Raw genomic sequence first — 14,774 nt, 5'->3', positions numbered from 1 at the left:
GCGCATATTCTAGCAAATTTTGGACTAACTAAAACACAAAAAAGCCACGCAATGCGTGGCTTGGCTGGATAAAGCTAAATTAACTACACGGAAAATTTATAAATAGGCACCCAGCGCTTTAACTTGATCTAACATGCGGTTTGAGAAACCCCATTCGTTGTCGTACCACGCCATTACTTTAACTAATTTACCATCAGCACGTGTTTGCGTTGCATCAAAAATAGATGAGGCTGGATTATGATTAAAGTCGATAGAAACAAGCGGCAGCTCGTTGTACTCTAAAATACCTTTCATTGGCCCTTCTGAGGCTGCTTTAACCACTTGGTTAATTTCTTCAATGCTTGTGTCACGTTTAGCAATAAACGTTAAATCAACTAACGACACATTAATTGTAGGTACACGTACCGCCATGCCATCTAATTTACCTGCCAGCTCAGGCAATACTAAACCAACCGCTTTTGCAGCGCCCGTTTTAGTTGGGATCATAGATTGAGTTGCACTGCGCGCGCGGTATAAATCTGGGTGGTATACGTCAGATAAATTTTGATCGTTGGTGTAAGCATGAATAGTAGTCATGCTACCTTGTTCAATTCCTACTGTATCGTTAATTGCTTTAGCAACAGGCGCTAAACAATTGGTTGTACATGAAGCATTAGAAATAATGTTGCTATCGGCATTAATTACATCGCTGTTTACACCATGAACTACCGTTGCATCCATATCTGTACCAGGAGCCGATACCACTACTTTTTTCGCGCCCGCTTCAATATGCTTATTAGCTGCTTCGCGAGAAGTAAATAACCCCGTACATTCAAGTACGATATCAACGTTTAGTTCTTTCCACGGTAAATTAGCAGGGTCACGCTCTTGCGTTAGCGTGATCACATCATCGCCAATTAACATGGTGTTGTCTTTAAGCGTTACTTGCTGTGAAAAACGACCATGTACTGAGTCAAACTGAGTCAGATGAGCATTTACATTGGCTGGGGCTAAATCGTTAATAGCCACAATTTTAATTTCATTATTTTGCGCTGATTCATACAGTGCACGTAATACATTACGGCCAATTCGGCCGTAGCCATTAATTGCTACCTTAATCATTTTTGACTCCTATTAACTTCACATGCTTGGCGAGCAAGCGTTTCAATAGCTTGCCAGTCTTTATTTTCAATAAGTTGCTTATCTAACATCCACGTACCACCTACACAAATGACATTGTTAAGTGCTAAGTAATCGGGTGCGGTTGCTAAACTAATGCCACCGGTTGGACAAAAAGTAATATCAGGTAATGGGCCGCCAATAGATTTAAGCATAGCAGCACCGCCTGCGGCTTCTGCAGGAAAAAACTTTAAGAACTTAAAACCATTAGCAGCTAAGTTCATCACTTCGCTTGGGGTCGCTGCACCGGGTAAAAAAGGAATACTTGACTCTTTTGCCAGCGCTAATAACTCATCGCTAACACCTGGGCTCACCATAAAGTCAGCACCCGCTTCTACTGATGCGTTAAAGCTTGCTTTATCAACCACAGTACCTGTACCAACATAAGCTTCGGGCACTTCTGCTTTCATTAGTTTTACAGCCTCAGCTGCAATGGGTGTACGCAGTGTAATTTCAAGTGCTTTTAGGCCACCGTTATATAACGCTCTTGCAAGTGGTGCTGCATCTTCTAATTTTTCGATTACCACCACTGGCACTACCGGTGCCGATGCTAAGATTTTTTCAATACTCATTACTTGTTCCTCATTACCCAATGTGGCTAATTATTATTCAAGTCCAAAAGCACTTGCACCTAAATCGGCACTGCTTACTATGTTTCTAAATCCAGTAAATAATTCACGACCTGTACCAAACGTTTGGCTTGCTTGGCTAATTTGCGGCTCTCGCTGTGCAAGTTCTTCATCGCTAACATGCAGTTTTAAAATACCATTTGGCGCATCTAAAGTAACAATATCGCCTTCATGAATTTTAGCAATAATGCCGCCTTCAACCGCTTCAGGTGCTAAATGGATTGCCGCTGGTACTTTGCCTGATGCGCCCGACATACGACCGTCGGTAACAATAGCCACTTTATAGCCCTGATCTTGTAATGTTGCCATTACCGGTGTGAGCTTATGAAGCTCAGGCATGCCTTTGGCTTTTGGCCCTTGCTCTTTAAGTACAGCAATAAAATCTTGGTTAAGTTCGCCACGGCTGTAGGCATCTTGTAACTCACCTTGTGAGCTAAATACTTTAGCCGGTGCCGACACCACTTGATGAGACTCTGCAACCGCAGAAACTTTAATAACCGCTTTACCTAAGTTACCCGTTAGTAGCTGTAAACCACCTTGCTTACTAAATGGGTTACTTACTGGGCGAAGTACTTCTTCATCATGTGAGTTTTCTGGACACGCAACCCATTTAACTTTACTTGGGCCATTCGCATCACTCATAATTAAGTTATCATCTTTATCAAGCAGTGGCTCACACATGTAAGGTGCAAGGCCTTCGCCTAAAATAGTGGTTACGTCTGTATGAAGGTAACCAGCACCTGCTAATTCACGCATTAAGAAGCCCATTCCGCCGGCTGCTTGAAAGTGATTAACATCTGCTGAGCCATTTGGGTAAATACGCGTCAGTAATGGAACAACCGCTGATAAATCAGACATGTCTTTCCATGTAACTTGAATACCGGCCGCTTTAGCAATCGCCACAATATGGATTGCATGATTGGTTGAGCCACCTGTTGATAACAAGCCAACTAAGCCGTTAATAATGGTTTTTTCGCTGATCACATCCGCTAAACACGGGCCATCTTTGTTTTCAGTAAGCTGCTTAAGCATGGTTTCAACCGCATTACCGGTTAAGCCATCACGCAGTTCTGTGTATGGGTTTATAAACGAGCTACCTGGTAAGTGTAAGCCCATTATTTCCATTAGCATTTGGTTTGAATTTGCAGTGCCATAAAACGTACAGGTACCCGCACTGTGATAAGAAGCGCTTTCAGCTTCTAGTAGCTCTTCACGAGATACCAGTCCTTGTGCAAACTTTTGACGAACACGTGCTTTGTCTTTGTTTGGAATACCTGATTGCATAGGCCCTGCTGGTAAAAAATACACAGGTAAGTGACCAAATGATAAAGCACCAATTAATAGGCCTGGGACAATTTTGTCACATACACCTAAACAAAACACACCATCAAACACGTCATGCGATAACGAAACCGCAGTAGACATAGCAATAACGTCACGAGAAAAAAGCGATAGCTCCATGCCATCACGCCCTTGCGTAACGCCATCACACATTGCAGGTACACCGCCAGCAACTTGCGCGGTCGCGTCAAATTTAGTGGCAATGCTTTTAATTAAATCTGGGTATTCTTTGTAAGGCACATGCGCAGATAACATGTCATTATAAGAATTAATAATTGCAAGGTTTGGCACCTCATCTGCTTTTAAACGCGCTTTGTCATCGCTGCTGCACGCAGCCATAACATGGGCAATATTGCCACAGCCTAAACCAGCACGAACTCTTGTTTGTTTTTTTGCGTGCGAAATACGATCTAAATAGGCTTGACGGGTTTGTTTACTGCGCTCAATAACGCGTTCTGTGACTTCTTGAATTCGAGGGTGCAACATAATTTTACTCATCTCTATTCGTTAGAGGATAAAGGCTCAGTAACAATTATAGACTCCACGAAAATAACTGTACTGAGCATCTTTGACTTACCCGTTCAAAGGTACGCTACCAGGGAGCCTCTCACAACAACCCTGACACCGGTGTCAGGGTATTAACGCATGACATTGACACCGGTGTCAACCCTGAGTCATAAAAATAGCCAATTTTTTTAACATGTACAATAAATAAACGTGAATTTTTAGTGAAATACCGTAAGCGTATAGCTAACGACACCTAGCTTTGCTTAATGTTCCAAGGTAGAAGTGGCTCAAGGTTATCTGGCTGCTCAGCAAGGCGCTGTAAGCAAGTAGAGATATAGTCATGCACCACAAGGTCATTTGCCTTTGCGGTTTCAACAAGACTATAAAGTATAGCGCTGGCATGAGCACCATTGCAGGTATTTGAGAACAACCAGTTTTTTCGCCCTATTACGAACGGTTTTATAGCTCGCTCTGCACGGTTATTATCAATACTGAGCCTGCCATCATCAAGGTAACGCCTGAATTTCTCAAACTGATTTATCGCATAGGTAATTGCTTCACCTAACGCCATTTTTGGTGGGATTTTATCTTTATGCTTGAGTAACCATTGATACAATTCATCAACGATTGGTTTGGCTTTTTGCTGCCTAATCTTGAATTTTTCATCGTGCGATTTATCTTTGATGGCTTGCTCAATACCGTAGAGCTTGCGAATAAGGTTTAGTGCTACATCTGCTTTGACGGTTTTTTTATTATTGCCTTTAGCCTCGATGAATTTACGGCGCATATGGGCTAAGCACGCAACCAGTGTTGCATTCGTTTGCTCGTAAGCCTTGTAGCCGTCGACGTGCATGTAGCCTTCGTAACCATCAAGGAAATCAACCGCACATTGGCCTGCGCGACTGTTATGGTAATCAAACAAGACAATATTGGTGCCTTTACTCGGTTTATCATCGCCGCAACAATACAGCCACATATAGCTGGTTGCTTTATCTGCATTAATGACGTTTAACGGGGTTTCATCGCCGTGAATAACCGGTTGAGATAGCAACACGTCTTTTAAGCGTTGATACAGAGGGGACAACAGATCTGCGCAGCGCAACATCCAGCTCGACATGGTTTGTCTGCTCAACTCAATACCAATATCGCCTAACATGGTTTCTTGGCGATAAAGTGGTAAGCCAAACTGGTATTTACACATGATTATTTGGCTCAGCAAGCTGGGCGTTGCGATGCTTTTTGGAATGGCTGTTGCGGGCATAAGGGCGGTTTTTACCACACTTTCAATGCCTTCACGCTCACAGTGACGGCACGTATATTTAGGGCGAATGGTTTTGATTACTTTGATATGCGCTGGCACAAACTCGAGTGCTTCACTGCTGCTTTCACCCATTTTGTGAAGGGGGCTTTGACAGCAATCACACATTTTGTCATCCTCTTCGAGGTCAACAACCACCTCAATTCGCGGCAACTGCGCTGGCAGTGGCCGGCGTTTCGGTTTGGCTTTTTCTTTCTTTACTGAGGCCGATGTGGCCAATAGCGCTTTATCATGTTTATCGAGAATATCTTCTGCTTCATTGAATACTTCGCCTGCACCCGGCATCTTTTCAGATTTCTTGGCGTACTCTTTGGCTAGTTTCGCGTTATAAGCTTGTAGCAATTCGTGAATTTGCGCGTCTTTTTCAGCTAACTTTTCATCCATATGCTGTTGCAACTCAAGCAACATGCGCTTGAGTTGTTCTGGGTCGTCAGGAAGTGAGTGTGCATCAATTTTCATGTTCGCAATTTAACAGAATTTGACGGTGTTTTCTTGCTTGACGCAAAGATAAAACAGACGGTGTGGCAACGATCATTTACTGCCAATATGATCGATTAGATCATCGATTTATACCGCAACTCTTCATGACCAAGCACATCATATCCCGACAACAACCAATCCAGTTGCTCTGGACTGAGCTCAAATTCTTGCAGACTGGCTTTGGTTGGCCATTTGAACGTTTGCTTTTCTAATCGCTTGTACCACAAAGCAAACCCCGTTTTATCCCAGTAAACCAGCTTGAGTTTATCCTTCGCTTTGTTGCAAAATAAAAATAAAGCGCCAGTATAGGCATCACGTTCAAGCTCACCCTCAACGATTGCGACCAGACCATCAATGGATTTTCGAAAATCCACGGCATCGCGATAGAGGTAAATATGTGCAGGTTCAACGAACATTTTCATTAGGCAAGCTCGCGTAACAGTTGACTCAGATAAGTGGCAGGCATTGTGGATGGCAAGCTGACTTTCACGTTACCGATAGCAAGAATGATCGGCTGTTGCTGTTCAGTGGGATCAACGTGTTTAGTGACTTTTGCGCGAACAAAACTACCAGATGCAGCAGTAAGCTTACTTCGTGCCGCATAAAAGCTTGTTTTTGGTAAGCCATGTTGCTGGCAAAACTCAGTAATAGTTAAATCGCTGGCTTGTTGTTCTTCGATAATGTTGCGCCACTGCTCAAGGCTACGCATTTTTCTCATGGCTATCTCCTAATTGAAATTCAGAAATAGTTTAATCGGTTTGACGAGTTACTGGCAGGTGCACTTTGCTAGACGCTTACGAAATACCAGCAAGCAAATAATGAAAATTAAAAGTACAGACAAAAAAAGCCCGAGTAAGCGTCACTCATACTCGGGCTACTGTGAAAAAGCGGTTTTATTTTACGGCTGCGGTTGACTCTCGCGTGATTAATTTTGCTTCTAAAATCACTTTATATGGCGACTCTTGCGGCTCAATAATATGGGTGATCAATTGCGTAACGGCTTGTTTTGTCATTTCTTCTACAGGTTGCGCTATGGTGGTCAGCCCAGGCCAAATGTGGCGCGCTATTGGTGCATTATCAAACCCAGCGATAGAAATATCATCAGGTACACGTAAGTTACGCTGCGTGGCTAATTTGAGCACTGCCGCTGCCATGTAGTCGTTTGATGCAAATACAGCGGTAGGACGTGGTGATAAATCTAAAATACTACGCGCACTGTCTACTCCTGAATGGTAACTAAAGTTACCCTCTTCAACTAAGCGTTCGTTAAATTCAATGCCATGAGTTGTTAATGCGCGCCTGTAACCTTTAAAACGCTGCTCAGTGGCACTGTGATCTGGGTGACCTTTAATAAACGCTATGGAGGTATGTCCTAGATTTATTAAATGCTCGGTAATTTCAAACGCCCCCTGCTCGTCATTGCTGGTCACAGAAATAGAATCGTCATCTAAAATTGCAGAAGCGACTCGAGCATAAGGGATTTTTTTCGACTTTAAAAAATCTACCAACTCGCCAAAATCACAAAATGGCGGGGTTAATACTAAACCGTCAAGGCGTGATGACTGCAATAACTGCTCAATATTGTTAATGAGTGCATCGCCCCTGAGCTCACAAGGATGAATAAGCAAGTTATAGTTGTTCTCTTGGCAGGCAGCCAGTGCGCCTGTTTGCACACGGGTGATATAACTTTTACTAGGATTATCGTAAATGCAACCAATGATAAAGCTGCGATTTTGTGCAAGGCCGCGTGCAATTGGGTTTGGGGTGTAATCTAGCTCTTTAAATACGGCTAACACTTTTTCGCGTGTAGCTGCACTGACATTAGGCTCATTATTGAGTACTCGCGATACGGTTTTTTTAGAAACACCTGCATGACTGGCAACGCTGTTTATAGTGACTTTTTTCATCTATTTATTTCCAAACCTATGCAAAGCGATTAATCCTGTTGGCTTGTATGCAAACACGCGGCAGCTCCAATTAATGGGATGTTGTCTTGTGTTACTAACGTCACCGGAATTTGACCTGTGTACTGCGACATAATACCTTTTTGCGAAAAGCGCTCAATAAAACGACTTTCAAGTAAACGAGCTTGCATGCGTGGTAAAATTCCACCGCCAATATAAAGGCCGCCTAAGGCGCCGTAGGCCAACGCTAAATCGCCCGCAACACTGCCAATCCAGTCACAAAATTGATTAAGCGTTGCATCACACACTTCACATTCACCGCTATTGGCTAAGCTGCTAATTTGTGCGGCATCTAGATTTTTTGCTGCCACCCCTTTAACCGCAGCTATGGCTTTATATAAATGAGCAATACCTGGGCCCGAAAATACCGTTTCTACTGATACATGAGGGTGATCTTTTTTAAGTTCTTGAATTAGTTGAGCGTCAAGTTGATTAACGGCTGCTAACGAAATATGCCCGCCTTCTGAGCTCATCACCGCGCACGAATGCGCGGTTCTCACTAAGCACGCTGCACCAAAACCGGTGCCTGGGCCCATTACACCTATATTGGCAGACTCATCCGCTTGACCAGGTTTAACAGTGACATTTTGTGAAGGGTCTAAATACGGTGCTGCGTAGGCAAAAGCAGCAAAGTCATTTATAACGCTTAATTGAGCAAGGTCAAAGTGGTGTTTAAAATCATTAACGCTAAAGTGCCAACCTAAATTAGTTAAATGAACTTGCCCTGCATTTATAGGGCCTGCTACTGCAAGGCATGCGCGTTTAGGGGTTATATGAGACACTGTTGATAAGTAGTACTCGGTAGCACTTTCGAGCGATCCATAGTTAGCACTGGGAAAAGTATGATTATGCTCAATGGTAAATTGATTACTTGATTCGTCGAACCCAGTGACCAACGCAAAACGAGCATTTGTGCCGCCAATATCGGCAACCAGAATAGGATCAAAGTGTGTGCTAGAGTGTAAACCCATAGTGTTATCTCTTTTGTTTAAGTAATGAGTACTTATTATTTTAATGGGGTATCATTGATACTTATTTACTTTGAGCTATCACCTCAAAGCAGCTATCACTGTAAAAAAATGCTACCTTTAATAATAAAGGTAGCTAATACGTTTTGACAACAAAATGATAAAACGCCCTTATTGTGACACCGGTGTCATGAAAAAATCAATAAAAAAATGCCTTTATTGACAAATAAGCTTGAAAAAAATCACTAATAAACGAGAATAACCCCCTATTGTCCTCTTAAGTAAGTAATCGTGATGAAAGGTAAAGCCACCTCGTTTGATATAGCCCATTATGCTGGGGTGTCTCAATCTACAGTTTCGCGTGCTCTACGAAATAGTCCACTGGTAAATGACGAAACTCGAAGACGTGTTCACGATATTGCTAAAAAACTTAATTACAAAGTAGACAAAAACGCCAGTAACCTTCGCACTCAACAAAGCAGTACCCTAGCATTGCTGTTGTTTGAAGACCCGACCTCAGATGAATCACAAATCAACCCGTTTTTTTTAGCCATGCTGGGCAGTATTACCCGTGCTTGCGCAAAAGAAGGTTATGATCTACTTGTTTCATTTCAATCAGCTAGCGCTGATTGGCAAGCAGACTACGAAGACAGCCATCGAGCAGATGGAATAATCTTATTAGGCTATGGCGACTACATTGATTTTCAACCAAAATTTAATACCTTGCTTGAACAAAACACTAAATTTGTTTGCTGGGGAGCAAGCGTTGATAACCGCCCTGATTTAACTATAAGTTGCGATAATTATGGCGGTGGTAAACTTGCCGCTGAGCATTTACTGGCGCATAACCGAACTGATTGTGCATTTATTGGCGATGCCTCTGATCACAGCCCTGAGTTTTTTGCCCGTTTTAATGGCTTTAAAGACGAACTACAGCAAAACGGTGTCCCCTTAAATGATCGTAAAATTGCCAATGCAATTTCTACCGAAGAATCTGGCTACCATGCTACTCGCTCTTTAATTGCTAATAACATTACTTTTAATGCACTTTTTGCTGCCAGCGATCTGATTGCTATAGGCGCAATACGCGCGCTAAAAGAAGCCAATATTAACGTGCCAAAAGATGTAGCCGTAATCGGCTTTGATAATATTTCTATTGCAAGTTACATTAATCCGCCGCTCACAACCATAGAGCAAAACACCACTATAGCGGGGCAAATGTTAGTTGAAAACTTACTCAAATTAATTCGTGGTGAGCAAGTACAAAGCACCCTGCTGCCACCGCGTTTAATTGCGCGCGGCTCAAGTTAACTCATTGCGTGAGGCCCCCCTTTAAAAAGTAGCCAAATGCCCCTCCTCTTACCCTTATATTTATTTAGGCTTTATTGGCTTAATTGCGGTCATTTGTCCTTGCTGTTTTTACCAGCAAACCAAAAGTATTCTTTAGATTAACAGCCTATTCACACCTTGCTATAACATTAGTTTTTTTAATCTGAAAGTGGCTGTTTTTAATGTGATTTTTCACTCGTCAATGCACTATTTTATCTCTACAATCGCACTTTAATTTTTGCTCTTAAAAGTTTAAGTGACTATTTCATGCTACTCACTATTGTTTACATCATCGGAATTACAGCAGAAGCCATGACCGGTGCACTCAGCGCTGGGCGCAGAAACATGGATTGGTTTGGGGTTATGCTAGTAGCCAGTGCCACAGCGATTGGGGGTGGCAGCGTACGCGATATTTTACTTGGCAATTACCCGTTAACGTGGGTTAAACACCCAGAATATTTACTGATCACTTGCGTGGCGGGTATTGTTACAACTTGGCTAGCAAAATGGGTGGTTAAATTTAAAGGCATATTTATGCGTTTAGATGCCTTAGGGCTTGCCGCATTTAGTATTATTGGCTGCCAAGTAGGGCTTAATATGGGTTTGCACTATGGTATTTGTGTGGTCGCTGCTATTGTGACCGGCGTATTTGGTGGATTATTGCGTGATTTAATTTGTCGCCAAGCGCCATTAGTACTTCATCATGAACTTTACGCAAGCGTAGCGCTTATTGTTGCTTGTTTATACTTAGCACTGCACCACTACAACATTGATGACAATATCAGCGTGGTTGCAAGTTTAGTGGCAGGTTATTTAATTCGAATGGCATCGGTACGTTTTAAATGGCGCTTACCGACATTTAATTTATTAGAACCCGCTAACTTAAATAATGAGCAATAAACGCTGAGGTTAACTTTCCTCTGCCCTTGTGCTTTTAAAGAGCTCTATTACTTTGCGGGCTAATAAACTGGCCACAAAAAATAACCCCAAAGCAAAACACAGTATACTCAAAGGCAAAAATAAGCTTTCATGCAATACACCGTTATTATCAACGTATTGATACAGACTGTGCTCTATCAGCATAAACCCGTGCCAAGCAATAAAAAGCAAACACTCAATGTGGCTGTTTTGTTTGTAAAAGAGCGCATAATCTATCCATAAATATTTTATTAAATTGTCGGGATAGCAGTTTGAATGAGCGAATATTAATCTACAGTGACTGAGCAACATTAATTTTTTAAAATAAAAGTCACAGCCATTAAACTAAGCTTTTAGACATATAATAAAATCTGTCGTCTTCTTTATCTATGCTGAAACCTGAACGTGTGTAAAGCTTGTGCGCAGGGCTTATTTTAAAAACGCGAAGCCTAAGTTGCATAGCACCTCTGTGCACAGCTAAACGAGAACACTCACTAATTGCTGCTGCACCAATACCCATATTTTGAAACGCAGCATCTACTTGTAAGTCACGTATATAGCAACCCTCATCATCAAAAGCCAAGCGCATTGCACCCACTACATCGCCATTTAACAAAACATCCCAATTTTCAAGGTCTGAAATTTGCTCACATATTTTAAGTTGCTGCCAATCAACACCATAATGCTCATAATATCCACGCATATTGGTATAGGTTAACTGTGCAGAAGCCATTAAATCGGCTGTGGGCTGATAACACATATTCATTATTGCCATTCCTTTGTTTAGCGACCTTTACAAAACTTGTTGTGCTTGCTGGTTTTTAAAATATTTATTTACTAATAATGACTGCAACAAACTAGTACTAATTGATGCAGCCCAGTACAAACCAATTGCAGAAGGAAAGTTAACCAGAGTAACAACACAAATAATTGCGGGAATTAGGAACAATAAGGTGCTGGTTTGCTCTGCGCTACCAGGCATCATCATCATAGATAAATATGTAATAGCCCCCACTAGTAACGAAAGCGCAATATCAGGCTTTGCAATACTGGCAATCCAAGCAAACTTACTATTAAATACAATTTGTTGCAGAGCCTGAAAAGTTCCAAGGCCAAATACCCCTTGGCTTGCCATATTAATCACACTTTTTTTATCGATAAACTTAATATTGTGCTTTTTATACAGCGCCATAGTTAATTTTGCGATTTCACTGGGCTGGTCTTTATAGTTGCTTTTTATGCTATCTAGCTCAGGTTTTAGTGCGGCAATTGCTTTTTTATTTCTAACCATATTAGCCATAGCTACAAGGTTAATCGGCATTAAAACTAATCGCCCAATAACGGTAAACAAAATAATAGCAGCCGCTTGGCTTACGCCCACTTCTTGAGTAAAAAAGGTGATTGATTGCACAATAAAATCAGTAAATAAATTCCAAATTTCCATTTTAGTTTTCCTTTTAATATTATGTATTAAAAGTAACCATCACGACATATTATGTCAATGATTTATTTTAAACTAAAAATGGGTTGCTATGTTCTAGAGTCAACTTAAACGGAGGAAAGTACAAAATTCGACCCTAAAACTTTATTAGGCATTGTGCTTTTTAATCCACCAGTTTGTAAATACAAAAACTAAAAAAAAGCCTAAAAAGAAAAAATGCACTGCAACAAGAAAATAGTATGTCTGTGGACTTTGTTGGACAAAATAGTCAGTATTTCCTTTCCAAGAAATATAGCCCTCTGAAAAAGCATAATATAATTTGCTAGCTAAAATTATGCTGAGTAAAGACATGATGACTTTTACGAAAACGAGCCTAGAAAAAAAGTCACGGTCTTTGAGAACTTGTCGTTCTTGAGGCTTGTTGGCCGCAACCTCAATCTGTTGGCAAATTTTAAAATACCGAAGTGGGTAAGCTTGCTGATCAATTGAGCTGCGCGCCTCCAATAACTCTTGGAGGCTATAGTTTTGGTAATCTGGCTCCATTAAGTATCCTGCGTAAATGCCTATAGATAATGACTCCCACACGGTGTTAGCTTAATTCAAAGCCAGAGCCATAATTAGTTTGTCAATTAACTAAACGACAAACGTTAACATGAATAAACATTCACATAAAGAATTCAATGAAGCCCATCCTAACTGCCAGCTATAAACTTAATCATAATTAAATTCCTAAATACATTCTTACTTCTGTATATGTAAGAAATCCAATTATCTTATAAGTTTATTTTATTGAGCATACACTTAAGTAATAACAGCAGATATTACTATTAATGCCCCACTAAACATCAACCAAAAAAAAGCAAAAACAAACCACTTTTGAATATGTTTAGGTATACTCTGCCTTTTTTCAAACATTCCGTAACGCTTAGCATGAAAGGACCAAATAAAAACCGTAGCGTATTGTAGAATTCCGCTAGCGGATAAAAAGATGTTAAGGCTATAAAACTTAACACCATCATCAAGAGTTTCTTCGAGTAATGGTAACCACTTAGTTTTTAAGTAAATAACCAAACCAATCCAAATAAAAACACCTATACAACCACCGAAAAAAAAGTATGCTGAAATGACTTGAATGGAAGATGGATCAATTAATTGCATTATTTTATACCATTCGCTTCATATAAAACTTCCCCTTTTGACTCACCATACTTGTTATGTGAATTATTTTCCGTATCTGCGAATTACAGATACTTTACCATTTTCTAACTCTAAAACATCGAGTACCACTTTACTGTAACTAAACTCAGAGCCATCGGAGCGTAAGCCTTTAGCAGAGAAAGTATGTTTAAGTGCAATAGAATTATAACCGACAATATACTCAAGAATTTTAGCTTCATACTCTGTATGAACACCTAAATAACGTGACATACCTTCACGCATTAGTTTTTTACCATTAGCCTCTCTTGAGTCATCTGGCGCGTTAGGAAAATGTTGATTACCAACATCATCAGTTAAGAATGACAAGTAAATCTCTAAGTCTTCTTTAGATGCTCCTGGTTGTTGTGTATTAGTCATTGCTTGATGGTATTGCTTAACAAAATTCTCATAATCAAATTTATCATCACTCGCAAAAGCAATGGTTGAAATTAGAGAGATTGAAATAGCTAGAATTGAAATATATTTGTTCATTGGTACTCCTTACCGTGAGATTCACATAACGCCCTAATAATGGACAAAAAATTGTTGGCTAAAATGTTGAGGAACGAAAACAGCCAACTGTTTTTTGTCCTTATTAATTAGCTTGTTAGCTTACATTTGTATATTGGGGCATACCAACTAAGTCAATGTCTATATTCTTAGTCATTGCGCCATGTGTCCATCTTAACTCTAATTGTCGAACAGCATCAGCATACCTATTAGCACTTTCAAAGTCTGAATAGGTCGTTATTTTCATGTCTGGAAATAACCTAGGAAGTTGCTCATTTGGAGTATCATACGGCACCTCATGAGTTGCTGTCGTTTTATGGGGCTTAGCATGAGCTAACCAATTTCGGAATTTAATCATTTCTTGTATTGTCTGCCAAGGCTGAGCAGAAAAATCAGCGTCTATACCTAGCTCTTTAGAAACCAATATGATTTTTCCAATGATCGATGTAGATTCAAAGTTTTTCCATTGGTTTTTAAACAACTGAGAACCATATACATTTGCCATAGCCTCTACAGAGAAAACTGAAAATATCATCGATGGTATTATCCATCTAAATTTATGACCAGCTTGCTCTTCCTCTGCCATTCTTAATTGGTTTGCAGCTATGGACTGAAGAGGAATTATCTCTGGGCATTCAACTGTAACTTTTACTTTTTTGGTACGACTCAATCTGAACTCTCCATGTAAGCTAACGCCGCCATAAATTGCGGCTTTGGAGTTGATTGGCTTGTGGTAGCGTAGCGTTAAACCACAAACAAGCAACGGAAAAGCCGTCCATTTGATGGCTTTGTTAAAGTGCAACACACTAACCCTGACAACCACACGTTGCGAAGCGGCAGCGGAGCCTGCACCCGACGACTGAGACCCGTAAGAATACGGTACTTGCCACATTCCGCCAACTCCCTTAGCCCATGAAAATCAGTGCGCCACACCAGAAGCCACTGCTGACGTCACTTATTTAACCTCAGATCTGCATAAGAATTAAAGCCGAGTCACTTTAATACTCGGCTTTT

Annotated in this window: 17 protein-coding genes; 2 read left to right on the top strand and 15 right to left on the bottom strand. The window is 40.8% G+C overall.

From position 1 onward, the window contains the following. Window positions 1-96: 96 nt before the first annotated feature. The 8 genes from gap to glk all read right to left on the bottom strand — a co-directional run bounded on the left by gap (window position 97) and on the right by glk (window position 8,368). Window positions 97-1,101: a type I glyceraldehyde-3-phosphate dehydrogenase gene (gap, locus tag QMA00_RS13775; protein WP_076921018.1), complete on the bottom strand. Its 1,005-nt coding sequence runs from the start codon at window positions 1,099-1,101 to the stop codon at window positions 97-99. Continuing rightward, window positions 1,098-1,730: a bifunctional 4-hydroxy-2-oxoglutarate aldolase/2-dehydro-3-deoxy-phosphogluconate aldolase gene (gene eda, locus QMA00_RS13770; protein WP_290157706.1), complete on the bottom strand. Its 633-nt coding sequence runs from the start codon at window positions 1,728-1,730 to the stop codon at window positions 1,098-1,100. Before eda ends, gap begins: the two co-directional genes overlap by 4 nt. A 33-nt stretch (window positions 1,731-1,763) precedes the next feature. Then, window positions 1,764-3,614 carry a phosphogluconate dehydratase gene (gene edd, locus QMA00_RS13765; protein WP_076921058.1) on the bottom strand — a complete coding sequence of 617 codons (1,851 nt, stop codon included), beginning with the start codon at window positions 3,612-3,614 and terminating at the stop codon, window positions 1,764-1,766. Between the two features lie 274 nt (window positions 3,615-3,888). Continuing rightward, on the bottom strand, window positions 3,889-5,412 hold the full coding sequence (locus QMA00_RS13760) for an IS66 family transposase (protein ID WP_290157703.1): 1,524 nt from the start codon (window positions 5,410-5,412) through the stop codon (window positions 3,889-3,891). Between the two features lie 95 nt (window positions 5,413-5,507). Next, window positions 5,508-5,855 carry an IS66 family insertion sequence element accessory protein TnpB gene (gene tnpB / locus QMA00_RS13755; protein WP_290157701.1) on the bottom strand — a complete coding sequence of 116 codons (348 nt, stop codon included), beginning with the start codon at window positions 5,853-5,855 and terminating at the stop codon, window positions 5,508-5,510. Further along, window positions 5,855-6,151, bottom strand: coding sequence for an IS66 family insertion sequence element accessory protein TnpB (locus QMA00_RS13750; RefSeq protein WP_290157699.1), 297 nt, complete (start codon window positions 6,149-6,151; stop codon window positions 5,855-5,857). Before QMA00_RS13750 ends, tnpB begins: the two co-directional genes overlap by 1 nt. A gap of 175 nt (window positions 6,152-6,326) precedes the next feature. Then, window positions 6,327-7,340 carry a LacI family DNA-binding transcriptional regulator gene (locus tag QMA00_RS13745; RefSeq protein ID WP_008110549.1) on the bottom strand — a complete coding sequence of 338 codons (1,014 nt, stop codon included), beginning with the start codon at window positions 7,338-7,340 and terminating at the stop codon, window positions 6,327-6,329. 29 nt (window positions 7,341-7,369) lie between these two features. Then, window positions 7,370-8,368 carry a glucokinase gene (gene glk / locus QMA00_RS13740; protein WP_290157697.1) on the bottom strand — a complete coding sequence of 333 codons (999 nt, stop codon included), beginning with the start codon at window positions 8,366-8,368 and terminating at the stop codon, window positions 7,370-7,372. Window positions 8,369-8,659: 291 nt separating this feature from the next. On the opposite strand from glk, the gene QMA00_RS13735 reads away from it, so the two are divergent. Together QMA00_RS13735 and QMA00_RS13730 are read left to right on the top strand one after the other, a co-directional pair. Beyond that, on the top strand, window positions 8,660-9,676 hold the full coding sequence (locus QMA00_RS13735) for a LacI family DNA-binding transcriptional regulator (RefSeq protein ID WP_138562308.1): 1,017 nt from the start codon (window positions 8,660-8,662) through the stop codon (window positions 9,674-9,676). Window positions 9,677-9,961: 285 nt separating this feature from the next. Further along, a complete protein-coding gene (locus QMA00_RS13730; RefSeq protein WP_008110553.1) occupies window positions 9,962-10,594 on the top strand; it encodes a trimeric intracellular cation channel family protein in 633 nt (210 codons plus the stop codon). Between the two features lie 9 nt (window positions 10,595-10,603). Here the strand turns inward: QMA00_RS13730 and QMA00_RS13725 are convergent, their stop codons facing one another. The 7 genes from QMA00_RS13725 to QMA00_RS13695 form a co-directional block, all read right to left on the bottom strand. Beyond that, window positions 10,604-10,777 (bottom strand): DUF3955 domain-containing protein, encoded by a 174-nt coding sequence (locus QMA00_RS13725; RefSeq protein WP_290157693.1) that lies wholly within the window; start codon window positions 10,775-10,777, stop codon window positions 10,604-10,606. 175 nt (window positions 10,778-10,952) lie between these two features. Beyond that, a complete protein-coding gene (locus tag QMA00_RS13720) occupies window positions 10,953-11,378 on the bottom strand; it encodes a GNAT family N-acetyltransferase (protein ID WP_290157691.1) in 426 nt (141 codons plus the stop codon). A 27-nt stretch (window positions 11,379-11,405) separates the two neighbouring features. Then, window positions 11,406-12,056 carry a YidC/Oxa1 family membrane protein insertase gene (locus QMA00_RS13715; RefSeq protein WP_290157690.1) on the bottom strand — a complete coding sequence of 217 codons (651 nt, stop codon included), beginning with the start codon at window positions 12,054-12,056 and terminating at the stop codon, window positions 11,406-11,408. 144 nt (window positions 12,057-12,200) lie between these two features. Beyond that, window positions 12,201-12,596, bottom strand: a complete 396-nt coding sequence (locus QMA00_RS13710; RefSeq protein ID WP_290157688.1) for a hypothetical protein — start codon at window positions 12,594-12,596, stop codon at window positions 12,201-12,203. A gap of 258 nt (window positions 12,597-12,854) precedes the next feature. Beyond that, on the bottom strand, window positions 12,855-13,211 hold the full coding sequence (locus QMA00_RS13705) for a hypothetical protein (protein WP_178955971.1): 357 nt from the start codon (window positions 13,209-13,211) through the stop codon (window positions 12,855-12,857). 63 nt (window positions 13,212-13,274) lie between these two features. After that, window positions 13,275-13,742 carry a nuclear transport factor 2 family protein gene (locus QMA00_RS13700; RefSeq protein ID WP_290157684.1) on the bottom strand — a complete coding sequence of 156 codons (468 nt, stop codon included), beginning with the start codon at window positions 13,740-13,742 and terminating at the stop codon, window positions 13,275-13,277. A 115-nt stretch (window positions 13,743-13,857) separates the two neighbouring features. After that, window positions 13,858-14,652, bottom strand: coding sequence for a hypothetical protein (locus tag QMA00_RS13695; protein ID WP_290157681.1), 795 nt, complete (start codon window positions 14,650-14,652; stop codon window positions 13,858-13,860). Between the last annotated feature and the right edge of the window lie 122 nt (window positions 14,653-14,774).

The organism is Pseudoalteromonas sp. APC 3694 (genome assembly GCF_030407565.1).
GTDB classification, from domain to species: domain Bacteria; phylum Pseudomonadota; class Gammaproteobacteria; order Enterobacterales; family Alteromonadaceae; genus Pseudoalteromonas; species Pseudoalteromonas tetraodonis.
The sequence above is the reverse complement of the archived record's forward strand: the minus strand, read 5'-3'. Positions and strand labels throughout refer to the sequence as shown.